This window comes from Umezawaea tangerina, from assembly GCF_003002815.1.
Lineage (GTDB): Bacteria > Actinomycetota > Actinomycetes > Mycobacteriales > Pseudonocardiaceae > Umezawaea > Umezawaea tangerina.
In genome coordinates, this window is the sequence record NZ_PVTF01000024.1 from 54,938 (window position 1) to 78,923 (window position 23,986).

21 protein-coding genes are annotated in these 23,986 nt (G+C 71.7%); 8 read left to right on the top strand and 13 right to left on the bottom strand.

From position 1 onward, the window contains the following. The first annotated feature begins 637 nt into the window (after window positions 1–637). Window positions 638–1,195, top strand: a complete 558-nt coding sequence (locus tag CLV43_RS45355; RefSeq protein WP_106196760.1) for a hypothetical protein — start codon at window positions 638–640, stop codon at window positions 1,193–1,195. Between the two features lie 17 nt (window positions 1,196–1,212). Beyond that, window positions 1,213–1,920 carry a hypothetical protein gene (locus CLV43_RS49890; RefSeq protein WP_245887508.1) on the top strand — a complete coding sequence of 236 codons (708 nt, stop codon included), beginning with the start codon at window positions 1,213–1,215 and terminating at the stop codon, window positions 1,918–1,920. A gap of 82 nt (window positions 1,921–2,002) precedes the next feature. On the opposite strand, the gene CLV43_RS45365 is transcribed toward CLV43_RS49890, so the two are convergent. From CLV43_RS45365 to CLV43_RS45385, 5 genes are all read right to left on the bottom strand, one after another. Next, the gene (locus tag CLV43_RS45365) at window positions 2,003–2,329 is read right to left on the bottom strand and encodes a hypothetical protein (protein WP_106196761.1); all 327 of its coding nucleotides are present in this window, start codon (window positions 2,327–2,329) and stop codon (window positions 2,003–2,005) included. 154 nt (window positions 2,330–2,483) lie between these two features. After that, window positions 2,484–3,260 (bottom strand): GntR family transcriptional regulator, encoded by a 777-nt coding sequence (locus CLV43_RS45370; protein WP_245887509.1) that lies wholly within the window; start codon window positions 3,258–3,260, stop codon window positions 2,484–2,486. A 60-nt stretch (window positions 3,261–3,320) separates the two neighbouring features. Further along, a complete protein-coding gene (locus tag CLV43_RS45375; RefSeq protein WP_425445811.1) occupies window positions 3,321–4,139 on the bottom strand; it encodes a glutamate ABC transporter substrate-binding protein in 819 nt (272 codons plus the stop codon). 233 nt (window positions 4,140–4,372) lie between these two features. Continuing rightward, entirely contained in the window at window positions 4,373–7,045 is a 2,673-nt protein-coding gene (locus tag CLV43_RS45380; protein ID WP_106196821.1) for a bifunctional acetate--CoA ligase family protein/GNAT family N-acetyltransferase, read from the bottom strand. Between the two features lie 79 nt (window positions 7,046–7,124). Continuing rightward, window positions 7,125–8,300, bottom strand: coding sequence for an acetoin utilization protein AcuC (locus tag CLV43_RS45385; protein ID WP_106196764.1), 1,176 nt, complete (start codon window positions 8,298–8,300; stop codon window positions 7,125–7,127). A 132-nt stretch (window positions 8,301–8,432) separates the two neighbouring features. Here CLV43_RS45385 and CLV43_RS45390 point away from each other — a divergent pair, with 132 nt between their 5' ends. Next, a complete protein-coding gene (locus tag CLV43_RS45390; RefSeq protein WP_106196765.1) occupies window positions 8,433–9,053 on the top strand; it encodes a DUF3558 domain-containing protein in 621 nt (206 codons plus the stop codon). 945 nt (window positions 9,054–9,998) lie between these two features. Here CLV43_RS45390 and CLV43_RS45395 read toward each other — a convergent pair. Beyond that, entirely contained in the window at window positions 9,999–10,850 is an 852-nt protein-coding gene (locus CLV43_RS45395; RefSeq protein ID WP_106196766.1) for a sulfurtransferase, read from the bottom strand. A 100-nt stretch (window positions 10,851–10,950) separates the two neighbouring features. Between CLV43_RS45395 and CLV43_RS45400 the strand changes: the two genes are divergently transcribed. From CLV43_RS45400 to CLV43_RS45415, 4 genes are read left to right on the top strand one after another with little or no spacing between them, the layout of a single operon-like run. Next, entirely contained in the window at window positions 10,951–11,643 is a 693-nt protein-coding gene (locus tag CLV43_RS45400; RefSeq protein ID WP_106196767.1) for an iron-dependent transcriptional repressor DtxR, read from the top strand. Continuing rightward, the gene (galK, locus tag CLV43_RS45405) at window positions 11,640–12,821 is read left to right on the top strand and encodes a galactokinase (protein ID WP_106196768.1); all 1,182 of its coding nucleotides are present in this window, start codon (window positions 11,640–11,642) and stop codon (window positions 12,819–12,821) included. Before CLV43_RS45400 ends, galK begins: the two co-directional genes overlap by 4 nt. Window positions 12,822–12,863: 42 nt before the next feature. Beyond that, entirely contained in the window at window positions 12,864–13,826 is a 963-nt protein-coding gene (gene galE, locus CLV43_RS45410) for a UDP-glucose 4-epimerase GalE (RefSeq protein WP_106196769.1), read from the top strand. Between the two features lie 6 nt (window positions 13,827–13,832). Beyond that, window positions 13,833–15,881, top strand: a complete 2,049-nt coding sequence (locus CLV43_RS45415; RefSeq protein ID WP_106196770.1) for a S9 family peptidase — start codon at window positions 13,833–13,835, stop codon at window positions 15,879–15,881. Window positions 15,882–16,383: 502 nt separating this feature from the next. On the opposite strand, the gene CLV43_RS45420 is transcribed toward CLV43_RS45415, so the two are convergent. The 3 genes from CLV43_RS45420 to CLV43_RS45430 all read right to left on the bottom strand — a co-directional run bounded on the left by CLV43_RS45420 (window position 16,384) and on the right by CLV43_RS45430 (window position 20,122). Then, window positions 16,384–17,424 (bottom strand): DUF4192 domain-containing protein, encoded by a 1,041-nt coding sequence (locus CLV43_RS45420; protein WP_106196771.1) that lies wholly within the window; start codon window positions 17,422–17,424, stop codon window positions 16,384–16,386. A gap of 191 nt (window positions 17,425–17,615) precedes the next feature. Further along, window positions 17,616–19,439: a Xaa-Pro dipeptidyl-peptidase gene (locus CLV43_RS45425; protein WP_106196772.1), complete on the bottom strand. Its 1,824-nt coding sequence runs from the start codon at window positions 19,437–19,439 to the stop codon at window positions 17,616–17,618. Between the two features lie 170 nt (window positions 19,440–19,609). After that, window positions 19,610–20,122 carry a TrmH family RNA methyltransferase gene (locus CLV43_RS45430; RefSeq protein WP_106196773.1) on the bottom strand — a complete coding sequence of 171 codons (513 nt, stop codon included), beginning with the start codon at window positions 20,120–20,122 and terminating at the stop codon, window positions 19,610–19,612. Window positions 20,123–20,195: 73 nt separating this feature from the next. On the opposite strand from CLV43_RS45430, the gene CLV43_RS45435 reads away from it, so the two are divergent. Beyond that, complete coding sequence (locus CLV43_RS45435) at window positions 20,196–21,497, top strand: 6-phospho-beta-glucosidase (RefSeq protein ID WP_106196774.1); 1,302 nt, start codon at window positions 20,196–20,198, stop codon at window positions 21,495–21,497. On the opposite strand, the gene CLV43_RS45440 is transcribed toward CLV43_RS45435, so the two are convergent. The 4 genes from CLV43_RS45440 to CLV43_RS45455 form a co-directional block, all read right to left on the bottom strand. Continuing rightward, complete coding sequence (locus CLV43_RS45440; RefSeq protein WP_245887510.1) at window positions 21,485–22,138, bottom strand: endonuclease V; 654 nt, start codon at window positions 22,136–22,138, stop codon at window positions 21,485–21,487. The two genes, CLV43_RS45435 and CLV43_RS45440, sit on opposite strands and share 13 nt — an antisense overlap. 4 nt (window positions 22,139–22,142) lie before the next feature. After that, complete coding sequence (locus CLV43_RS45445; RefSeq protein ID WP_106196775.1) at window positions 22,143–23,078, bottom strand: DUF3500 domain-containing protein; 936 nt, start codon at window positions 23,076–23,078, stop codon at window positions 22,143–22,145. A 65-nt stretch (window positions 23,079–23,143) separates the two neighbouring features. Next, a complete protein-coding gene (locus CLV43_RS45450) occupies window positions 23,144–23,572 on the bottom strand; it encodes a CBS domain-containing protein (protein WP_106196776.1) in 429 nt (142 codons plus the stop codon). 140 nt (window positions 23,573–23,712) lie between these two features. Continuing rightward, window positions 23,713–23,940, bottom strand: a complete 228-nt coding sequence (locus CLV43_RS45455; RefSeq protein ID WP_106196777.1) for a hypothetical protein — start codon at window positions 23,938–23,940, stop codon at window positions 23,713–23,715. Window positions 23,941–23,986 lie beyond the last annotated feature (46 nt).

A 23,986-nucleotide genomic window follows, 5' to 3' on the forward strand; every position in this document is an offset into this window, starting at 1 on the left:
AAGCTGTCTTGACAAACAGGGGTGGGGCAGGAGGGCGCTGTTTATCGGGGGCGGGAGGGGATCTGGCTTCGCCAGCATCAGGCTGCGCCTGACTCAGGCATCGGGCTCCGCCCGACGAGGCATCCACGGCTTCGCCGTTGGACGGGGCATCCGCGCTTCGCGGCGGACAGGGCATCCTTGCTGCGCGGCGGACAAGGCCCCAGGCGCTCCGCGCCGGATGCGCGCTGGCGGGCTGCGCCCAACGTGGCTGAGGTGGGGTGGGGTGGGGTGGGTGGTTGCTCCGCGTTGGGCGAGTGGCGGGTGTTCCGCGTCGGATGCTTGGTGGTGGTGTGGGGTTCGGGATTCCTTGCTGGGCTTTGGATAGAGGGTTCTGACTCCTTTCCTTCTGCTCTTGGTTGTTGTGGTGGTGTTCGCATGTGGACTTGGTGTCGCGGGTGGGGGTGGGTGCGGAAAGCGTTCGGGGTCAAGGGATCTTGGTTGGCGGGTGGCGACTGAACGTGTGCGGGTGGTTGCGTTCGGGGGTTGGGTGCGGCCTTTTGCAGTAGTGGTCTGCGCCGCTGGAAACACGATGTTTATCCCTGTGGCACAAGGGAACCCGTGCTTCGTCAACTCTTCCCCCCGACCGAAGGAGGCTGCGATGTCCACGGGCGCCATCATCGGCATCGTCGTCGTGCTGGTCGTACTTGCTGTGATCGCAGTCCTGTTGAACAAGTACCTCCAGAGGCGGCGGTTGCAGGAGAAGTTCGGCCCTGAGTACGACAGGGCGGTGGAGGGCAGTGGCGACCGCACGGCTGCGGAGCGCGAGCTGCTCGACCGCCAGAAGAAGCACGCCGAACTGGAAGTGAAGGAGCTGAGCCCGCAGGCGCGGGACAGCTACGCGCGGCACTGGACCCGCATCCAGGAGCAGTTCGTCGACGCCCCCGCCGGTGCGGTGGCCGAGGCAGATGTGCTCGTGACCGATCTGATGTCCGAGCGCGGCTACCCGACCGAGGGCTACGAGAAGCAGGCGGAGCTGTTGTCCGTCGAGCACTCGAACACGCTGGAGCACTACCGCTCCGCGCACGAGATCTCGCAGCGCGACGAGGCCGGGGACGCCACCACCGAAGACCTGCGCAACGCCATGGTGCACTACCGCACCCTGTTCCAGGACCTCCTCGGCACCACGACCACCGACGACCGGGCCCACAAGGCCTGATGAGAGGGAGCGAAACCATGACCGAGCGCCAAGACGTCCGGCCGCTCAGCACTGAGGACCTGCTGCCCGACGACCGGAACAGGACCGAGGGGCACGCCGACCTCACCGACAAGGGCGAGCACTACGACGACCGCCCGGCCGGGTCGGGGCAGTACGACGACGTGGCCGTGGACGCCGAGAAGTACGACAACGCCCAGTACGACGACCAGCCGGCGAGCCAGTACGACGAGCAGCCCGCGACGCACGACGACCCGACGGCCGCGCACCACGCGGTCGACCACGACACCAGGACCGACGCGGACACCGCGGCGGACGACTCCGTGGACGACCTGCACGACTCGGACGACGTCGTGGCAGACGAGGACACCGTGGTCGACGAGGACACGGTCGACGACGAGCCGGTGGCGGTCGAGGAGCCGGTGCAGGCGAAGCCCTCCACGAACGACGACGTCTCCATCGCCACGCTGTTCACCGGCGAGGAGGTCGACCGGTTCCGCACCGAGTGGCGCGGACTGCAAGCCGACTTCGTCGACAGCCCCCGTGACGCCGTGCAGCACGCCGACGAGCTCGTCGCGCAGGTGATGCAGAGCCTCGCCACCACGTTCGCCGACCACAAGCGGTCGCTCGAAGGCCAGTGGAGCGCGGGCGAGGAAGTCCAGACCGAGGAGCTGCGGGTGGCGCTGCGCCAGTACCGCGCCTTCTTCGACAAGCTGCTGAACGTCTGAACCACCGCACGCGGTGACCCGCGAACCCGTTGCGCACCCGGAACGACCACCGGCCGCGCAACGGGTTCCGCCGTGTCCGGGGTCAGCCGGGGAGCTCGCGGATCTCCATCTCCAGCACGTCGATCTCGTCGTGCACGGCCTCGTCGAGCAGGTCGTCCAGCAGGGCGGCGCAGTCGGCGTCCGCGCCCCCGAACGTGGGCACCCGCTCCCACCAGACGGCCGGGTTGTTCCAGAACGAGCCGGACCCCTGGTCGACACCGGCCAGGCAGCGGAGCTTGGGGTCGTCCTCCGGCAGCAGCCGGACGTACTCGATGAACCGCGCGAGCGCACCGGGGTGGCTCACCGGCACCACCCCGTAGCCGCGCAGGCAGTCCTCCAGCTCTGCGAGGAACTCCGCCTTGAACGTCACGGCACACCTCGATCCGTCCGCCGCGTCGCGGACGCCGCGCAGCTGCGTCGCACCACGGTACCCCGGTCGAGGCCGGCCGAAGTTCCTGCTAACGGGCGGTTGTCGGCAACGGCTCGGCAACGGTGCCGACGGGTGTCCTCAGTGGACGGACAGGTCACTTCTCCGCGGTCAGCCTGGCCACGAAGCTGAAGCGGTCACCCCGGAACAGGGACCGGACGCGCTCGATCGGCTCGCCGGCGGTGTCGTAGGAGACGCGGTGCAGCAGCAGCATCGGCAGGGCGGGGTTGTTGCCGACGAGCAGCGCCTCGCGCGGTGTCGCCAGCACCGTCTCGACCCGCTCCTCCGCCTCGTCGAACACGACACCGAAGCGGTCGGTCAGGCAGGAGTAGAGCGACGTCGTCGCGTCGAACACGTCCAGCAGGTCGGGGAACCGGGCGACCGACAGGTAGGTCGACTCCAGCCCCACCCGCTCCTCGTCGGCCAGCAGCACCCGCTCCAGGTGCACGACCGGCGCGCCGACGTCGAGCCTGAGGTCGCGCGACAGCACCTCGTCGGCGGGCAGCAGCTCGCAGGTGATCACGGTGCGCGCCGGGGCGACCCCCTGGCGGAGCATGCCCTCGGTGTAGCTGACCAGCGACAGGGGCTGGACGAGCTTGGGCGGGGCGACGAAGGTGCCACTGCCTTGGCGACGTTGCAACTTGCCCTCCAGGACGAGCTCGCCGACCGCCTGCCTCAGGGTCACCCTGGACACGGAGAAGCGTTCGGCGAGTTCTCGCTCGGACGGTAGCGCGGCACCCTCCCCGAGTGCGTCGACCAACCACAGGAGTTCTGTCTTGACGGCGTAGTAGCGGGGGATCCGGCCGTGATCGGGGATACCGGCCCGTACCGGGCCGTCGGCCCGGTACGAGGGGATGCGATGCGTAGCAGTCACGAGCAGTGAGCCTACGTCGCTCACAGTGCGCATACGAGTGAACCCCGAGTGTGGACCGTCTCAGGAAGCCACCGTCGGCGGGTCCGGGATCACATATCCTGACGGGCCGACGTTGCGTTCGATGATCTTCCGCCATTCACCGCTCGAGATCATCTTCCGGACGGCGTCGGCGATCTTGGCCTTGCCGGGGGCGTCACCTTTCCGCAGGCCGATGCCGTATTCCTCCTTGCTGAACGGATGGCCGACCACCCGCAGCAGTTCGGGGTTCTGAGCGGCGTAACCGGCGAGGATCACGTCATCGGTGGTCATCGCGTCGGCGTTGTCCGCCAGCACCGCCGTGACGCAGTCGCTGAACTTCGGGTACTCGACGAGTTTTACGTTTTTCGCGAACTCCGTCTTCACGAACTCCGCCGATGTCGTGCCCTGCACGGAGCACAACCTGAGATTGGGATCGTCATTGAGCGACTCGGGTCCGGTGATCCGACCATCGTCCATTCGGACCAGCAGGTCCTGACCCGCCAGGAAGTACGGACCGACGAAGTCGATGACCTCCTTCCGCTTCTCGGTGATCGAGTAGGTGGAGAGCACCAGATCGACCTGGCCGGAGGTCAGCAGCTTCTCCCGGTTGGCCGGTTGGGCCTCCGACCAGGTGATTCCCGTCTCATCCACGCCCAGTTCGCCCGCCACGTACCGCGCGACGTCGACGTCGATGCCCTTGAACGTCCCGTCCAGCCTCCGCACGCCCAGCCCCGGCTGGTCGAACGAGATGCCGATGTCGATCGTCCCCTTGCCCGCTTTGCCGACCAGACCGGACTCGTCACCGGAACCGCAGGCGCCGACGAGCAAAAATGCGGAACAGGCCGCGACCAGCCGCAACAACGATTTCGGCACTGTTCTTCCCCTCCGCGGGAGTCGTCGACGGACGCATCCGTCGAACACCCGTCCGATAATCGGACGGGTCATCGGTTATCGGTCCACGTGCTCGCCGGGAATCTAGGCGGCGAAAACGTTTCCGTCTAGGCCCGATCGCGAAAACGCCATCCTGACCGGTCAAGGATCCGATAAATGTCAACGCTGACGTCGCGAGCCGTAACCGCGATAAGAAAATCCGATTACCGTCCGATGCCGGTCGACCGCAATCGTCGGGGTCCGCCGTCGTTGCGCGACGGAGGTGGGCCGACAACAATGCGAGCACTACTCACAAAAGCGCCCGCGGCCGACGCCAGCACCGGTTCGAGCGCCAGCGACCTGACTTCGGGCAGGTCTTCGGCCAGTGCGGCCAACCGGAGCACCAGGTCCTCCAGCGCGGGCAGGTCGGCGGGCACGTCGCCCCGGTAGCCCGCCAGCAGCGGGGCTGCCTTGGGCGCGCGGACGAGCGCGGCGGCGTCGGTGTCGCTCACCGGGACCGACCGGTACGCCCGGTCCCCCAGCAGGTCGCTGACCAGCCCGGACAGCCCGAACGACAGCAGCGTGCCGAACGACGGGTCGTCCTGCAGGCCGAGGGTGCACGAGATGCCCTTGGGCGCCATCCGCTGCACGTACGCGCCGGGCCCGTCGGCCACCTCGGTGAGCGCCTCGTACGCCGCCCGGACCGCCTCCTCGCCGCCCAGGTCCAGCCGCACCCCGACCAGGTCGTAGCGGTGCCGCAGCCGGTCGTCGGTCGACTTCATCGCCACCGGGTAGCCCAGCTCCACGGCCGCGGCGACCGCGTCGTCCGCCGACGTCACCACCCGGAACGGCACCACGTCGATGCCGTAGCAGGCCAGCAGGCGGACCGACGTGTCGTCGTCCACCCGTTCCACGCCCTCCGCAAGCAGGGCTGTGACCAGGGCGGACGCCCTGTCGCTGTCGATGCCGGACGGCCGGGTGAACGTGCCCTGCGGCGCCGAGCGCCACCGCGCGTACCGCGTCGCGCGGGAGAGCGAGAGCACCGCGCGTTCCGGCGAGGGGTAGGACGGCACGGAGCCGCGGCCCGGCGCGCCGCCGGGACCGGCCACGGCCAGCTCGTCCGGCACGCCCTCGACCGCGAGGAACGTCGAGGCGATCGGCTTGGCCAGCCCGGACTCCTCCACGACCTCGCGCAGCGCGCGGGCGTACGCCGTGCCGGGCACCGCCAGCGGCGGCACGAAGACGACCACCAGCGCGTCGGTGTCGTCGCGCAGCAGCGCGTCGCGGACGGCCGCGGCGAACTCCTCCGGCCCGCCCTGCGCGCCGATGTCCACCGGGTCGCCCGCCAGCTCCAGCCCCTGTGCGAGGGCGGTGTCCGCCGCGAGCAGGCCGATCGCGGTCGAGTTGCCGACCACCGCGACCCGGTTGCCCCGCGGCAGCGGCTGGTGGGCCAGCAGCAGCGCGGTGTCGAACAGCTGGGCCAGCGACTCGACCCTGATCACGCCCGCCTGCTCGAACAGCGCCTGCACGCTCGCCTCGTCCATGGCGACCGAGTTCTCGGCCAGCGCGGGCGTCACGGCGTGCCTCCCGGACTTCACCGCGACGATCGGCTTGGTGCGGCCGAGCCGCCGGGCGAGGCGGGCGAACTTGCGCGGGTTGCCGAACGACTCCAGGTACAGCAGCACCAGGTCGGTGGCCGGGTCGGTCTCCCAGTACTGGAGCAGGTCGTTGCCGGACACGTCCGCGCGGTTGCCCGCCGAGACGAAGGTCGACAGGCCGAGGCCGCGTTCGGCGGCGTTGGCCAGGATCGCGGTGCCCAAGGCGCCGGACTGGCAGAAGAAGCCGGTGCGGCCGCGGGCGGGCAGCCGGGGCGCGAGGGTGGCGTTGAGCCGGACCCCCGGATCGGTGTTGAGCACGCCCAGGGCGTTCGGGCCGACCACCCGCATGCCGTGCGACCGGGCCTCGGCGGCGAGCCTGCGTTCCGCGCTGCGGCCGTCCGGGCCGGTCTCGCCGAACCCCGACGACACCACCAGCAGCGCCTTTACGCCCTTGGCCAGGCACGCGTCCATGACCTCGTCGACGCTCGCCGCGGGCACCGCGACCACGGCGAGGTCCACGTCGTCCGGGATGTCCAGCACGGACGGGTACGCCCGGACCCCGCGCACCGAGCGGTGCTCGGCGTTGACCGGGTAGACCGGGCCGGTGAAGTCGGCGGCGAGCAGGTTCGACAGCACCGCGTTGCCGATCTTCGTAGGGTCCGTGGAGGCCCCGATCACCGCGACCGACCTGGGGTGCAGCAGGTTGTGCACGCTGCGCGCCTCGGCGGCCTGCTCGCGGGAGCGCGCCACCTCGACGGACTGGTCGGTCGGGTCGATGGCGAACTCCAGGTGCAGCACGCCCTCCTCGAACTCGCGGCTGACCACGTACCCGGCGTCGCGGAAGACCCGCACCATCTGGCCGTTCTCGGCGAGCACCTCGGCGACGAACCGGCCGAGCCCGCGTTCACGGGCCGCCGCGGCCAGGTGCTCCAGCAGGATCGACCCCAGCCCGCGCCCCTGGTGGCCGTCCTGGACGACGAAGGCGATCTCGGCGGAGTCGCCACCGTCCAGCCGGTCGAACCGGCCGACGGCCACGATGTCGTCGCCCAGCGACGCCACCAGCGCGACGCGGTCGCGGTGGTCCACCGTGCTGAAGCGCTCCAGGTCCCGCTTGGGCATCCGCGGGTACGGGCCGAAGTAGCGGAAGTAGCGGGTGCGCTCGGACAGCCTGCCGTGGAAGGCCAGCAGCCGTTCGCCGTCGTCGGGCGTGATCGGCCGCAGGTGCACGGTGCCACCGTCGGACAGCACGACGTCGGCCTCCCAGTGCTCCGGGAAGTCGTACGGGTCGACCTCGGCCATGTCCGCCACCGGTTCCACTCTTCCTTGGGTTCGGGTACCCCCACAGTGACCGACCCGGACGGCGAGCGCTGGTCGGCGCTCAGTCCCGCGGGTCGTCGGGGTCCAGGCCGTGCAGCGGGTGGACCGCCCGCCGGGTGTTGCGGATCGCCCCGTCGACCGGGGTGTCGCCGTCGCCGCCCCACGGCGTGAAGGTGGTGTCGGCGGCGTCGGTCATCGACGACGGCAGCGGCCGGTTCGGGGCCAGCCGGGAGGCGTGCGACACCCAGCCCGGCGGCAGCGGGACGTTCGGCTCCACGTCGCGGTCCAGCACCGTGGCCAGCAGGTGCGTCCACGACCTCGGGACCACCCGCAGCAGCTCGTAGCCACCGCCGCCGAGCGCGAGCCACTTCCCGCCGGCGTGCGCCTCGGCGAGGTCGCGCAGCGCGCGGTAGATCGCCCGGTGGCCGTCCACCGACAGCGAGAGGTCGGCCAGCGGGTCCTCGCGGTGGCTGTCGACGCCGCACTGGGTGACCAGGATCTGCGGCCGGAACGCGCCGAGCAGGCCGGGCACCACGGCGTGGAAGGCGCGCAGCCAGTTCCCGTCGCGGGTGCCGGGCGGCAGCGGCAGGTTCACCGCCGTGCCCTCCGCGCCCTTCCCGCCCAGCTCGGCGGGCCAGCCGGTGCCGGGCCACAGCGTCATCGGGTTCTGGTGCACCGAGATCGTCAGGACCCTCGGGTCGTCGTAGAACGCGTTCTGCACGCCGTCGCCGTGGTGCACGTCGACGTCGACGTAGGCGATCCGGTCGAACCCGTTGTCCAGCAGCCACGAGATCGCGACCGCGCAGTCGTTGTAGACGCAGAAGCCCGCGGCGTGGTCGCGCATCGCGTGGTGCAGGCCGCCCGCGATGCTGACCGCCCGGTCCGCCTCGCCGGACGCGATGCGCCGCGCCGCCTCCATCGTGCCCCCGACGATCAGCGCGGACGCCTCGTGCATCCGCTCGAACACCGGGTTGTCGCTGGTCCCGAGGCCATGACCGACGTCCCAGGCCGCGTGCGGGGCCGCCCGGACGGCGTTGAGGTAGGCCGCCTCGTGGACGCGTTCGATGTCGTCGTCGGTCGCCGCGTCGGGGGCGATCAGGGAGACGCCGTCGAGCACGCCGAGCTCCGTCGCGAGCCGGATCGTGAGATCCAGCCGGACGGGGTTCAGCGGGTGGTCCCCGCCCAGGTCGTACCCGAGGAAGGACTGGTCCCAGACGACTGCGGCTGCCTTGCCCATGGGTCGCAACCTAGCCCAGATCACAGGTTGGCAGCCCTGCGGACGGCGGGGGCGGCCCGCACCTAGAGTCCTCCCGAAGACGCCCGCCATCGAGGATGGAACCGCGTCCAACGGAACGAGGTCAGAGCCCCCATGCACATGCGACGAGTCCCCGCGCTGGCCGCCGCCCTGACCGTGGCCCTGACCCTCGGCCTCGGCGGCTGCGCGCAGAAGATCAACGGCACCGCGGTCATCGCCGCCGACGCGGGCCCGGTCGAGACCACCTCGACCACGAAGCCGTCGACCACCGGCAAGGCCCCGACCAGCGCGTCGAAGCCCACCGCCGCGTCGACCGGCTCCACCGGCACGACGGGCAAGCCCACCGGCAAGATCAAGATCACGACCAAGAAGAAGACCTCCGGCTACGAGAACTGCGACCTGCTCACACCCGCGGAGGTCGGCGCCGCCGTCGGCGCCAAGCCCTCCCCCACCAAGGGCTGCGTCCAGACCACCTCCGACCCGTTCGCCGTGGTCCTGATGATGGTCACCCTCGCCGAGTACGAGGGGCAGGCCAAGGAGATCGAGGTGGCGGGCAACACCGCCTACGAGATCAAGGACGGCGAGGACTGCTCCGTCATGGTCATGCTCACCGACGACCCCGACGAGATCACCCCTGCCTTCCTCGCCTCGGTCACCCCGGTCGACCAGATCGACACCTGCGGCATCGCCCTGAAACTCGCCACCGCAGGCTTCAACAAAATCCCCAACGCCTGACCCCACCCCGCCCGACACACCCCGCTCCGGTGGGGTGGGTCGGGCGGGGGGTGAGCCGAGGGGAGCGGTGGATGTGTCCGGGGGGGCCGAGGTCCGGGGGCAGGTGGGCATTCCGGAACGCGGCCGGCGAGCGCCGGACGCGGTCGCAGGGTGGCCAAGCACCCGCGCAAGAGCTGCGCCGACGAGCAGACCACCGGCGGCCGAGCACCCGCGTGCAATGTGGGCAGGCAAGGCGACCGCACCAGCGACCAGCGACGGCGCCCACCCGCGCGCGGCTACGCCGAGACGCACCACACCGGTGCCCTCCGGCGGCAGGACACCCGCATGCAGGCTGTGTGGAAGCGCGCCGCACCGGCCCCCGGACAACCGAACACCGCGTACAGGCCACACCGAGGCGCGGGGCGCCCGGCATCCGGCCAAGAACCCGCGTGCGGGGGGTGAGCCGAGCGGACCACGCCAGCCATGCACCGACGGCAGAACACTCGCCTGCGGCTACTCCGAACGCACCACACCGGCGCCCTCCAGCGACGGGACACCCGCGTGCGGGTGAGCTGGCGAGCAGACCAACAGCGACCTCTGACGGCGGGCCGTACGAGTACGGGCTGCGCCGAAGCACGGACCACACCGGCCCCGACAGCAGAACACCCGCATGGCGGGCTCCACCAACAAGCGGACCAGACCGGCACCTAACGGGGGGCGAGCACCAATGTGCGGACTACACCGAGGAGCGGTCCGCGCCGCCATCCCGGCGGCTGAGCACCCGTGTGCAGGGTGAGCCGGTGAGCGAACCACCGGTCCCACTACCACGGCAGGACATCCGTGCGAGGGCAGCGCCGAAGCGCAGACCACCCCGGCACCCTCCGACGGCAGGACATCCGCGTCAGAGCTGCGCCGACGGGCCAAACACACCACCCCCTCCGGCGGCAGGGCGCCGGAGGGGGTGGGTCAGCCCGCGTCGGGGCCGGTGGCGGTTGGGCGGGTGGGGTCGGTGGACCAGTTGGACCAGGAGCCCGCGTAGAGGGTGGCGGGGGTGGTTTTGTCGGTCAAGCCTGCGACTTCCAGGGCCAGGATGACGGAGGAGGCGGTGACGCCGGAGCCGCAGTAGGCGCCGATGGGTGTGTCGGCGGTGACGCCTAGGGACTGGAAGCGGGTGGCGAGAGCAGCCGCGGTGAGCCAGCGGCCGTCGGCGCCCACGTGTTCGGCGGACGGGGCGTTGAGGGCGCCGGGGATGTGGCCCGCCCTGGGGTCGACGGGTTCGGTCTCGCCGCGGTAGCGGGCGCCCGCCCTGGCGTCGAGCAGGACGCCGGTGCGGGCGAGGGTGGCGGCGCCGTCGGCGTCGACCACGGGCATGGCGCCGGGGCGGACCTCGATGTCGCCGGGCTTCGGGGCCGGGGTGGCGGCGGTGACCTCGCGGGCCTCGGAGGTCCATGCCGCGAAGCCGCCGTCGAGGACGGCGACCTCGTCGTGGCCCGCCCAGCGCAGCAGCCACCAGACGCGCGCCGCGACCGAGCCGTCACCACCGTCGTAGGCGACCACGGGGTGGCCCGCGCGGACGCCCGCGGCGCGCAGGACGCGCTCCAGTGCCACCGGTTCGGGGAGCGGGTGCCTGCCGCCCGGACCGGGTGGTGAGGAGAGTTCCTGGTCGAGGTCGACATATTCCGCACCGGGAATATGCGCGACCTCGTAGTCTTGACGTCCTGGTGGTCCACCGAGTCGCCAACGCACGTCCAGAACGACTGGTGGACGGTCACCGCTCAGTGCCGCGGCGAGCGCTTCGGTGCTGATCAAGGGATGCACGACACCATCCTGCACCGCCCGCGACCGACCTCGGCACCACACGTGGCCTGTAGTGACCTCGGGTGCGACTAGCATTGACGACATACGAAGGGGAGCGGGCGTGAACGACCTCATCGACACCACGGAGATGTACCTCCGGACCATCTACGAGCTCGAGGAAGAGGGCGTGGTGCCCCTGCGGGCTCGGATCGCCGAGCGCCTTGGGCAGAGCGGTCCGACCGTGAGCCAGACCGTCGGCCGCATGGAGCGCGACGGTCTCGTGATCGTGGCCGGGGACCGGCACCTCGAGCTGACCGACCAGGGCCGCAACCTGGCCATCGCGGTCATGCGCAAGCACCGGCTCGCGGAGCGCCTCCTCGTCGACATCATCGGGCTGGAGTGGGAGCACGTCCACAGCGAGGCCTGCCGCTGGGAGCACGTCATGAGCGAGGCGGTGGAGCGCAAGCTCGTCAAGCTGCTCAACAACCCGACGACCTCGCCCTACGGCAACCCGATCCCCGGCCTGGACAAGCTGGGCGACGGCAAGCCCGCGCCCGCCGCCGAGGCGGACCTGATCCGCATCGACGAGGTCGCCCGCCGCGGCGGCGGCAAGGTCGAGGTGCGCCGGATCGCCGAGCACATCCAGCTCGACCCCGACCTGATGGCCGAGCTGAAGGACGCGGGCGTCGTGCCCGGCGGGACCGTCGAGGTCGACCCGCTCGCGGGCGCCAAGGTGATCAAGGTCCGCGGCAACGGCAGCAGCGCCACGCTCGACCCGTCGGTCGCCCACGCCGTCATGGTGCAGGCGCGGTGACGACGGCGGACCGAGCCGCCGCAGCGTTCCAGCAGGTGTACGGCCGGGTGCCCGACGGCATCTGGTCGGCCCCCGGCCGGGTGAACCTGATCGGCGAGCACACCGACTACAACGACGGCTTCGTGCTGCCGTTCGCGCTGCCCTACCGGATCGCGGTGGCGGCGGCGCCTCGCGCGGACGGCGTCCTCGCCGTCGGCACCCTGGGCGTCGACGGCAACGTCCAGCACGCGGACCCGTTCCCGATCGCGGACCTGGAGCCCGGCCTCGTGTCCGGGTGGGCCGCGTACCCCTCGGGGGTGGCCTGGGTCCTGCGGTCGCAGGGCATCACCGGCGGGGCCGACCTGATGGTCGCGGGCGACGTGCCCGCGGGCGCGGGCCTGTCCTCGTCGCACGCGCTGGAGTGCGCGGTCGCCCTCGCGCTGCTCGGCCTCGCGGGCCTGTCCCCCGACGGCGACGAGGCCTCCTCGCCGACCCGCCAGGAGATCGCCCGGTGGGTGCAGCGCTCGGAGAACGACTTCGTCGGCGCCCCGACCGGGCTGCTCGACCAGACCGCGTCGCTGTGCTGCGTCGAGGCGCACGCGCTGTTCCTCGACGTGCGGTCCGGCAAGTCCGAGCAGGTCCACTTCGACGCGGCCGCGGCCGGGCTCGAGGTGCTGGTGGTCGACACCCGCGCCAGCCACTCGCACACCGACGGCGGCTACGGCGCGCGCCGGGCGGGCTGCGAGCGGGCCGCAGGGATCCTCGGCGTGCCCGCGCTGCGCGACGTCGAGGTCAGCGAGCTGACCGGGACGCTGGCCAGGCTGCCCGAGGACCTGCGGCCACTGGTGCGGCACGTGGTGACCGAGAACGACCGGGTCCTGCAGACCGTCGACCTGCTGCGCGCCGGCGGACTGGGCGACATCGGCCCGCTGCTGAGCGCCTCGCACGCCAGCCTGCGCGACGACTACCGGGTCTCGTGCCTGGAGCTCGACCTCGCCGTCGACGCCGCCATGGCCGCGGGCGCGCTGGGCGCGCGGATGGTCGGCGGCGGGTTCGGCGGCTCGGCCATCGCGCTGGTGCCGGTCGACCGGCACCCGGCCGTCGAGAAGTCGGTCCTCGCCGCGTTCGCCGAGCGCTCGCTGCCCAAACCGAGGCTGTTCACGGCCGTGCCCTCCGCGGGCGCGGGCCGGGACCGCTGACCTCACGACCGAACAGATCCACGAACGAAAGCGAGGACCACGGTGAAGCTGCTCGTGACGGGCGGTGCCGGGTACGTCGGCAGCGTGTGCGCGGCTCGACTGATCGAGTCCGGCCACGAGGTGGTCGTGCTCGACGACCTGTCCACCGGGCACGCGGACGCGGTCCCCTCCGGCGCCCGGTTCGTCGAGGGCGACATCAACGAGGTCATCGGCTCGGTGCTCGCCGAGGGCTTCGACGGCGTGCTGCACTTCGCGGCCAAGTCGCTGGTCGGCGAGTCGATGGTGGACCCGGCCAAGTACTGGCAGGGCAACGTCGTCACCTCGCTGCGCCTGCTGGACGCGATGCGCGAGCACGGCACCCCGCGGCTGGTGTTCTCCTCCACCGCCGCCACCTACGGCGAGCCGGAGGAGGTGCCGATCGCCGAGTCCGCGCCGACCCGCCCGACGAACACCTACGGCGCGACGAAGCTCGCGATCGACCACGCCATCACCTCCTACGCCGCCGCGCACGGCCTGGCCGCGGTCAGCCTGCGCTACTTCAACGTGGCGGGCGCGCACGGCCCGGTCGGCGAGCGGCACGCGGTCGAGACGCACCTCATCCCCCTGGTCCTCCAGGTCGCGCTCGGCCAGCGCGAGCAGATCCAGATCTACGGCGAGGACTGGCCCACCGAGGACGGCACCTGCGTGCGGGACTACATCCACGTCACCGACCTCGCGGACGCCCACCTGCTGTCGTTGGAGCACGCCGTCGCGGGCGAGCACCGGATCTACAACCTCGGCAACGGCACCGGTTTCTCGGTGAAGCAGGTCATCGACACCTGCCGCGAGGTCACCGGCCACCCCATCCCCGCCGTGATCGCACCCCGGCGCGCGGGCGACCCCGCCGTCCTGGTCGCCTCCAGCGAGCGGGCCCGGACCGACCTCGGGTGGAAGCCCGAGCGCGCCGACCTGACCGGAATCGTGCGCGACGCCTGGGAATTCACCCGGTCCCGTCAGGAGGCATGAGCCCGGATGACCACCAGTTCGGCGACAGCCGCGGACTTCGCGGATCTCGCCACCTTCAACGCCCTGCCCCGCGTCGGTTCGCCCGCGCTCTCGCCGGACGGGTCGCGCCTCGTGGCCGTCGTGTCCGAGCTCGCGCCGGACGGCAAGACCTGGCAGGGCGCGCTCTGGGAGATCGACCCGAAGGGCGAGGGGGCGCCCCGGCGGCTGACCAGCGCCACCAAGGGCGAGTCCAGCCCCGCTTTCGCTCCGGACGGCTCGCTGCTGTTCCTCTCCAGCCGCCCCGACCCGCAGGCCACCGACAAGGACAAACCCGGCAAGGACAAGACCGCGCTGTGGCTGCTGCCCGCCGCCGGTGAGGCCAGGGAGGTCTACCGGCCCGCGGGCGGCGTCGAGAAGTTCGCCGTCGCCGCCGACTCGGGCACCCTGCTGCTGTCCGCGACCGCGCACCCCACCGCCGCGTTCGGCGAGGAGGACGCGACCAAGCGCAAGGCCCGCGAGGACTCCGGGATCACCGCGATCCTGCACGAGGGCTACCCGATCCGGTACTGGGACTCCGACATCGGCCCCGCCTATCGGCGCGCGCTCACCACGGGGCCGGTCACCGCGGACAGCGGGCGGGTCGACGCCGCCGACGTGCGCGACCTGACCCCGGACGCCCGCAGCACCATCGAGGACATCATCGCGATCAGCCCCGACGGGCGGTGGGCGCTGTACTCCGAGCAGGTGCCGGTCAGCCCGGCCTACGGCGACCGCTACAACCTGCGCCTCGCCGCGACCGACGGCAGCTCGAACCGGGTGCTCGCCGACGAGCCGGACCACTCCTTCGTCGGTGGCGCCTTCACCCCGGACTCGACGGCCGTGATCGCCGTCCGCGTCGTCGACTCGACCGCCGACAGCCCCTGGTTCGGCACCCTGGTGCGGATCGACGTGGCCACCGGCGAGACCACCGACCTCACGCCGGACTTCCCCGAGGAGCCCGCCTCCCCGGTCGTCAGCCCCGACGGCTCCGCGGTCTACTTCACCAGCAGCCACCGCGGCCACCAGCCCGTGTGGCGGCTCGACCTGGCGTCCGGCGACGTCACCCGGTTGACCGCCCGCGGGGCCTACACCGACGTCATCGTGAGCCCGGACAGCACCACGGTGTACGCCATGGGCGGTGCCGTCGACCACCCGCCGACCCCGGTGCGCCTGGACGCCACCGCCGTCGAGCAGGAGCCCGTGCGACTGCCCGCGCCCGGCACCGTGTCCTCGCTGCCCGGCACCCTCACCGAGATCGAGACCACCGTCGCCGACGGCCGCACCGTCCGCGCCTGGCTGGTCCTGCCCGAGGGCGCCTCCGCCGACCGCCCCGCCCCGCTGCTGCTGTGGGTGCACGGCGGCCCGGTCATGAGCTGGAACAACTGGAGCTGGCGCTGGAACTGGTGGCTCATGGCCGCCCGCGGCTACGCCGTCCTCCTGCCCGACCCGGCGCTGTCCACCGGCTACGGCCACGACTTCGTCAAGGCGGGCTGGGGCCGCTGGGGCGCCGAGCCGTACACCGACCTGATGGCCATCACCGACGTCGCCGAACGCCGCGACGACATCGACAACAGCCGCACGGCCGCCATGGGCGGCTCGTTCGGCGGTTACATGGCCAACTGGATCGCCACCCAGACCACCCGGTTCCGCGCCATCGTCACGCACGCGTCCCTGTGGCACCTCGACGCGTTCACCGGCAGCACCGACGGCAGCTTCTACTGGATCCGCGAGATGGGCGACCCGCTCACCCAGCCCGACCGGGTCAAGGCCAACTCGCCGCACCTGTACGTCGCCAACATCGAGACACCGATGCTCGTCATCCACGGCGACAAGGACTACCGGGTCCCGATCGGCGAGGGCCAACGCCTGTACTTCGACCTGCTGCGCCACGGCGTCAACGCCAAGTTCCTGTACTACCCCACCGAGAACCATTGGATCCTCACCCCCGGCAACAGCCGGATCTGGTACGAGACGATCTTCGCCTTCCTCGCCGAACACGTGCTCGCCGAGGACTGGAAACGACCTGAACTGCTCTGACACAGGGCTTCACGCTGGGGCAGACCGAATCCGGTCTGCCCCAACCCCGTTTCGGGGTTGGAACGCTTGTCCGACCCAAGCGCCAGATGCCGTGCCAACAAGGGCCGGACACCGTCAGCGCCAGCCGATGCCTTGTCCGACGCGCAGCGAGGATGCCTTGTCAGGCGAAGCCCGATGCCTGGTCAGGCGAAGCCTGATGCTGGCGAAGCCAGACCTACCCTCTGCCCCCGATCCGAAGCGCCCTCCTGGCGCACCCCCGCTTGTCAAGATGGCTTTATCGTCTTGACAAGCGGGGGTGCGGCATTGAGACAATCGTGCGAGCGGGGGCTGAGATCTTTCCCTGAAGCCACCACAGAATCACCAGGAACCAACTGAGTGGAACGACCCGCCCAGCGCCAGACCAGAACCCACCGCCACCAGCCCACCCGAGCAGCCTTCACCACCCGATGACGCCCCCCGGACCGCCCCGCTGAACTCCCCCCGGACCTCCCCCCGGACAAGATCACGGCCATCGCGGACCATCCGAGGACCACCCCGACCGGGAAGCGTTGAGGATCATCCGCGTCAACTGCTCCGGCGGCAGCGCCGCATCCAGTGCCCCGCGCAGCAACGAGGCCAACCGGTGGTTCGGATGCGCCTCCTCCGCCTGGTCAAGCGCCACCGACGCCAAGGCACCATCCCCACGCAGATAAGCCGAGAACGCGAGCAGAGCCGCGGGCTGGGCCCGTTCGGGTATCGGCGTGACTCTGGTCAGCTCCGTCCACAGCCGTTCCGCCGCCATCACCTGCGGCCCGATCGCGAAGGCCAGACACCGGTCGCGGACCCACATGTCGCCGAGTGCGATCGTGAGGGCGACGACCTCCTCGTCGGCGAGCGGTGTTGCGCGGTCCGCGGCTTCGGCGACGGCGCGGCCGACCAGCGCCACCCCCTGGTGGGCGGCCTGTTCCGGGTCGTAGGCGTCCTCCGCGGCGAGGGTCGCCTCGTCGAGCAGCTTCGCCCGTCTGGCCAGGCTCTCGTCGTCGTCCGGGGCGACCACGGCCGCCAAGTCCGCTCGGCTGGCGAACGTGACCATCCCGGCCGCCGTGCACGCCGCGGCCATCTCGCTGCTGTCCGGGTCGGCGACAGTCCCCCGGTCGGTCGGGTCGCCGTAGCTGATCCACGGCGCACCGTGGGCGGTGGCGGAGGTCCACACCGTGCAGGCGACCTCGACGCCCTCGGAGTCGAGCGCGGCCCACATCGACTCGACCAGCCCCCGGTGCGGCAACGAGTGCGGCGGGTCGGCCGTGCCACCGCCGACCACCACGAGCACGACCGGACCCTCGGTCTCGGTGATCGGGACCAGCAGCTGGTGGGCCAGTGCGCGTCGATGTCGGGGCGCGGGCAGGTCGACCCGCAGGCTCAGGACGACCCGCTTCGGACCGGTCCGGCCGAGCACCAGGGCGACCAGGGAGTCGACCGGGTGGAACGCGAGCAGGTACGGGAGCGCGGCGATGAGGTCGCCGGGGTTCTCCACCTGGACGGGGAAGGGCTGTGCGGTTCTCATGCTTCGACGATGGACCGCCGGAGGGCCCGGCGACAGGGTGAATCCCTCCACTGTGGACAACCGGTCGGCCTGTGGACAACTCGACGTCCGCCGAGCGGTTCTGTCGGTGCCGACGAGTACCCTGCGCCGCCCCCGGAACGGGACGTGCGGGGCTCCCGAAGTCGGAAGCCCCGCACGTCCCGGCGGAAAGATCAGCCGACAGCGCCGCGCAACGCGGACTTGCCGCCGACGACGGGCAGGTCGAGCGTGGTGCGGTTGAGGTCGACGGACAGCCCCGCGCCGGGCTTCGGGCGCAGCGTGTAGTCGTAGTCGCTGGACAGGACCACGAACTCCAGGCTGTGCCCGGCCGCGAACACGTAGTCCTTGGGCTCCAGCTCGACCTCGATCTGGTACCGCTTGCCGGGCTGCACGGCCTGCGTCCGGTCCGGCCGCGAGCGGTTCTGCGGGTCGGTCCAGCCGCGGGTGACGATCTTGCTCGTGCCGTCCGGGAACCGGTCGACCAGCAGGGCGGTCACGTTGGCCGCGGGCCGGTCGAACGAGACCGACAGGTCGACCTTCGGCGTCCCGGACAGCCGCAGCGCCGTCGTGGTGGCCTTGGTCGCGTACGACAGCCGGTTCGGCGACGTGGCCGCGTCGACCAGCGTCTCCGCCAGGATCGACGAGTCGTCGCGCAGGCTCTCCACCACGGAGCGGCCGGCCGGCGGACGCGTCGACAGACCACCCTTCGCGACACCACCCGCGGTGGGCCTCAGCGACGCCTTGGAGGTGCCGGGCGCGGGCCAGTCGGCCTCGTCCACCCACGTCTTGTCCTCGCGCTGGATGGTCGCCTTGGGCTCCCGCTCCACCCCGTTGGCCACGCCGTACAGGTAGTGGCTGAACCAGCGGTTCAGCGTCCGCCGCCACTCGACGGACCGCAGCGTGTCGGGGTCGGTGTGGCCGGACTGGTGCCACCAGATCTTGTGCTCGACCCCGTTGCGCCGCAACGCCTCGTACCACTGGACGACGTGCTTGCCCTTGACGTTCCAGTCGTTGAGGCCGTGCACCGCGAGGACCGCGGCGCGCACCTTGTCGGCGTCCTTGACGTAGTTCCGCTCGTCCCAGAACGCGCTGTAGTCACCGGTCACGCGGTCCTGCGCGGCGGCGACCTCGGCGATGACCGGCTTGCAGATCTCCCGGTCGGCGCGGGTGTAGACGTACTCGGCGAGCACGTCGAGGTCCTCGCCCTGGTACGTGCCGGGCGCCACGACCGCGCCGTCGGCCCGGTAGTAGTCGTACCAGCTGGAGATGGCCGCGATCGGGACGATGGCCTCCAGGCCGCGCACCCCGGTCGAGGCGACCGCGTTGGGCAGCGTGCCGTTGTAGGACACGCCCATCATCGCGGTCTTGCCGGTGGTCCACGCCGCCTTGACCGGCGCGCTCGTCGTGGCGTCGCGGGCCGTGGCCCGGCCGTTGAGCCAGTCGACGACCGACTTGGCGCCGATGGTCTCGTTGCGCCCGCCGGAGGTGGGGCAGCCACTGGACTTGCCGGTGCCGAGCGACTCGGCGTAGACGACGGCGAAGCCGCGGGCGATGAAGTAGGCCTCGTAGCGGCCGGACGTGATCGGTCCGGCGTTCGGTCCGACCGCCGCGGCGATGCGCTCGTCCGCCTGCGCGGTGAGCGCGCGCCCGTCGCGCCGGTCGTAGTGCCCCCGGCCGTCGGGCACGTACAGCTCCACGTCCACGTCGTGGTTGGCCACGTCGTTGCCGCCGGAGAAGTACGGGCTGTTCATGTAGACGACCGGCACCTTGAGGCCGCGGTCGGTCGCCTTGGGGCGGACGACCTCGGTGTAGACCTCGTCGGGCTTCCCGTCGCGGTCGCTGTCGACCGGCGCGCGCACGTAGAGGCTCTCGCGCACCACGTCCGCCGGGTCGAACACCGGCTGCGCCTCGCCGTCGACGAACACCGGCCCCTCGGCCGCGGCGTGCGCCACCACCGGGGCCAGCGTCAACGGCAGCGACACCAGCGCCGCCACCATGGCGATTCTTCGAGCAGCCCTCACCGGGACCCCCATCCGAGACCGAACCGAACAGACCGACCCGCACCCTCCCGCTTGTCCGCGAGCCGTGTCAAGACCTCGACAGTCCACAAAGGACTTAAGACGCAGACCCGACGATCGGCGGTTGACCAGCGGGGATCGGTGTGCCGTCAGAGGAGTCCGGCGACCTTGTACGCCACCAGCGAGCCCGCGACGGCGACGTTGAGCGAGTGCCCCGCGCCGACCATCGGTATCTCCACGACCAGGTGGAGCAGGTCGAGCGCGTCCTCCGGGATGCCGTCGGACTCGTGCCCGAGGACGACGACCGTGCGCTCCCGAGCCGCGGGCAGGTCACCCAGCCGAACGGCCTCCTCGGCCAGTTCCACGCCGATCAACTTGGTCCCGGCGGCGCGCTGCGCGGCCAGCCAGCGCACCGGGTCTCCCACCCGGTGGACGCATCCGGGGCGGCGCAACGTGTTCCCGCGCGCGACCGCCTCGTCCACCCACCGGAACGGCGGCACGACGAGGCAGGCGCCGACGGCGTCGCAGGTGCGGAGCAGGGTGCCGAGGTTCGAGCCGTGCAACGGCCACAGGGGCGCGACCAGCAGGTGGTCCCAGCAGCGGTGGGGGCGCGGACGGCGTTGCCTGGACAGTTCCGAACGGGTGCGCGTGCGCACGACCATGGGGAGGGCGTTTCGCGGCACGCCCGAGCCATCGAAGGCGGTGGAGTCACCCCGAGGGTAGTACAAAGGCCGCATGAGGCTGGTGATCCTGGGTGGCGGTGGGTTCCGCGTCCCGCTCGTCCACCGCGCGCTGCTGGCGGACCGCACGCCGGGGCGCGTGACCGAGCTGGTGCTGCACGACCTGGACCGCGGACGGCTCGACGCCATCGGCCGGGTGCTCGCCGAACGCTCGGAGGGCGTGCCGGACGCCCCCGTCGTCACGGCGACCACGGACCTCGACGAGGCGCTGCGGGGCGCGGACTTCGTGTTCTCCGCGATCCGCGTGGGCGGCCTGGAAGGCCGGGCCGTCGACGAGCGGATCGCCCAGGAGCAGGGCGTGCTCGGCCAGGAGACCGTCGGCGCGGGCGGCATCGCCTACGCGCTGCGGACCGTCCCCGTGGCGGTCGACATCGCCCGCCGGATCGCCGCGATCGCCCCGCGCGCGTGGGTCATCAACTTCACCAACCCCGCGGGTGTGGTCACCGAGGCCATGTCGCACCACCTGGGCGACCGGGTGATCGGCATCTGCGACTCCCCCGTCGGCCTCGGCCGCCGGGTCGCCCGCGCGCTCGGCGCGGACCTGGACACGGCGTGGCCGGACTACGTGGGCCTCAACCACCTCGGCTGGCTGCGCGGTCTGCACGTCGGCGGCGAGGACCTGCTCCCCCGGCTGCTGGCCGACCCGGCGAGGCTGGAGTCGTTCGAGGAGGGCAGGCTCTTCGGCGCGGACTGGCTGCGCGCGCTCGGCGCGATCCCCAACGAGTACCTGCACTACTACTACGACACCAGGGAAGCCGTCGCCTCGGGTGCGGCGCGCGGCGCGTTCCTGCTGGAGCAGCAGCAGGGGTTCTACGCGGGCGAGCCGTCGTTCGCGAACTGGGACCGCACCCGGCTGGAGCGCGAGGCCACCTACATGGCCGAGACGCGCGCGGAGGAGCGCGACTCCGGCGACTTGGACGGCGGCGGCTACGAGCAGGTCGCGCTGGCCCTCATGCACGCCATCGCGAACGACCGGCGCGCGACGCTGATCCTCAACGTCCCCAACGGTTCCACGCTGTCCATCCTGGACTCCGACGCCGTCGTCGAGGTGCCCAGCCTGGTCGACGGGAACGGCGCCCGCCCGCTGTCGGTCAACCCGCTGGCCGACCACGCCGCCGGTCTGGTCACCAGCGTCAAGGCCGTCGACCGGGCGATCCTCGCCGCGGCCGCGTCGGGGTCTCGGGCCGACGCGCTCAGGGCGTTCGCGCTGCACCCGCTGGTCGACTCCGTCGGGGTCGCGCGCAGGCTCCTCGACGGCTACCGCGCGCACCACCCCGGACTGGCCTACCTGAGCTGAAGGCGGCCCAGCGAGTCGGCCCGCCGGGTGGTCTCCGGGAGCCGGAACTCCGTGCACAGCCGCAGCACCTCGGCGCACGCCCGGTCGAGGTCGAGGCGGTGCCCGACCGACACGAACACCGGCTTCACGCCCGCACGCGTGCGCAGCGCGCGCCCGACGACCTCGTCGTCGAGCAGCAGGTCCGTGGCCGAGCCGCGCTCGTCGTCGGGCATCGTGAACGGCCCCATCGGCGTCTTCGCCACGCCGACGCTGGGCAGCCCGGTCACCACGCCGAGGTGGCAGGCCAGCCCGAACCGGCGCGGGTGCGCGAGCCCCTGCCCGTCGCACACCAGCAGGTCCGGCGCGACCGACAGCCGGTCCAGCGCGGTGACCAGCGACGGCAGCTCGCGGAACGCGAACAGGCCCGGCACGTACGGGAAGTCGGAGGTGCCGAGCACCACGACCTCGTCGAGCGTCTCCAACGTGACCGCGTCCAGCACGACCACCGCGGCGGCGAGCCGGTCGTCGTCGGCGTACCCGACGTCGAGGCCCGCGACCGCGCGGACCTCCAGACCGGGGTCGGTGGTGGTGCTGACCAACGGGCGGAGTCGTTCCTGCAGGGCTATCGCGGCCTCGGGCGTGCGCGGCCAGTCGGGTTCCACCGGATCAATGATCCACTTCAGCGTGGTGCGCCGCCAGCAGGTCGTCGCCGAAGTCACCCGCGTGCCTGCGCCACACCGCGTGCACGTGGTTCGCGCCGTTGGCGGTGTTGTCGTACTCGATCAGCAGCTCGGGCGCCTGGATCCGGTAGTAGTGCCCCTCGCCGGGCCGGTCGGAGCCCTCCCAGGCGAAGTGCACGCGGTCCAGGTCGAGCCGGGCCAGCTCGGCGGCCGCGAGGTCGGGCCGCAGGCGGTCGAGGTAGTAGCGGACGACGTCGACGAACAGCTCCCGCGCCTCGCCCGCCAGGCTCGACATGGCGATGCCGACCGGTTCCAGCACCGGACCCAGCCGCGGGGCGTTGCGGGTGCGCACGTCCTCGGGGGCGCGGTCGGACACGACGGCCACCAGCCGGTTCGCCGCGCCCATCCGGTCGAGCAGCAGCCGGGGCAGCTCCTCCTCCAGCCGCAGCGGCCGCACGACGGAGTGCCCGGCGTAGGTCGTGCGGGCGGGGTTGGCGCCGAGGAAGAACGGCGTCGCTGACACCCGGCCGCCGACCACGACCACGCTGAGCGAGATGTGGTGGCCCTCGAACCGCCAGCCCCACGCGTCGTCACCGGGAGTGCCGAACACGACGAACCAGTAGTCACCCTGGTGGCGGTCGCGGTCGCCGCCCTCGCGGTGGTCCAGCACGTCCTCCAGCGCCATGATCGTGGCGACCTGCGCGTAGGCGTGCGGGCTGAGCACCTCGGCCAGCAGCCGCAGCACGGCCTTGCGCTGCCCCCTGGCCAGGTCGCCGTAGACGACGCCGGGCCGTGGACCGGGGGTGTACGCCCAGCGGTGCCGCAGGTCGTCGTCGGTGATCGGGCGCAGCGCGACGGCCCGCTGCCGCTCGTCGAACGAGGCGACGAGCGCGCGGGTGGACTCGGTGAGGACGTCGGTCATGGTCAGTCGACTCCAACCGGACCGACGGGGAGCCCCCGGCCCGCACGACGGGCCGGGGGCACGCCTCAGCCCTGCGCGATGTAGGCCTGGAGCTGGTTGTGGCTCTCCTCGAGCTGGCTGATGTGGCTCTTCACCACGTCGCCGATGCTCACGATGCCGATGAGCACCCCGTCGCCGAGCACCGGCACGTGCCGGATGCGGCGTTCGGTCATCTGCACGGTCAGGCTGTCGACCGTGTCCTGCGGGTCGCAGGAGAACACCATCTTGGTCATGATCTCCGAGACCGGCGCGTCCAGCAGTTCCGCGCCGCGCTCGTGCAGCCTCCGGACGACGTCCCGCTCCGAGACGATCCCCGCGATGCCGTCGGGACCCAGGACGACCATGGCACCCACGTTGTGCTGGGCCAGACCCGCCAGCAGCTCTCTCACCGGGGTTCTCGGCTCGACCGTCGCCACCGCCGAGCCCTTGGTCCGCAACACGTCAGCGATCTTCATGTGGCGCCTCCGATCCGCACTGGACGGTGACTAACCTCACCCAGGCTAGTTCGGATCGGCGCCGAACGGGAGGTCGGGACGCCCGATAGGACCACTGCGGCCGCCGATCCGGTGGTGACCCGGATCGGCGGCACGGCCGCTCAGCCGCTGCGGCGGTTGGTGAACGAGCGCTTCCCGACCACGTTGCTGTTGTGCATCTGGCCGGGGATGCTGCTGTTCTGGTTCGCCTTCTTGGCGCCCCCGCGGCGGTCCCTGCGGTTCGGGACGAACTCGGGCACGGCCTCGGCTTCGGGGTTCGGAGCCTCGACGGCCTCGACGGCTGTGTCGGTCGCGTCGGTCGCGTCTTTCGATGCCGGTGTCTCGGTCATGGGAGCCTCCTGTGGATTCGGTCGGAAGCGTATCCGGCACGCTCCG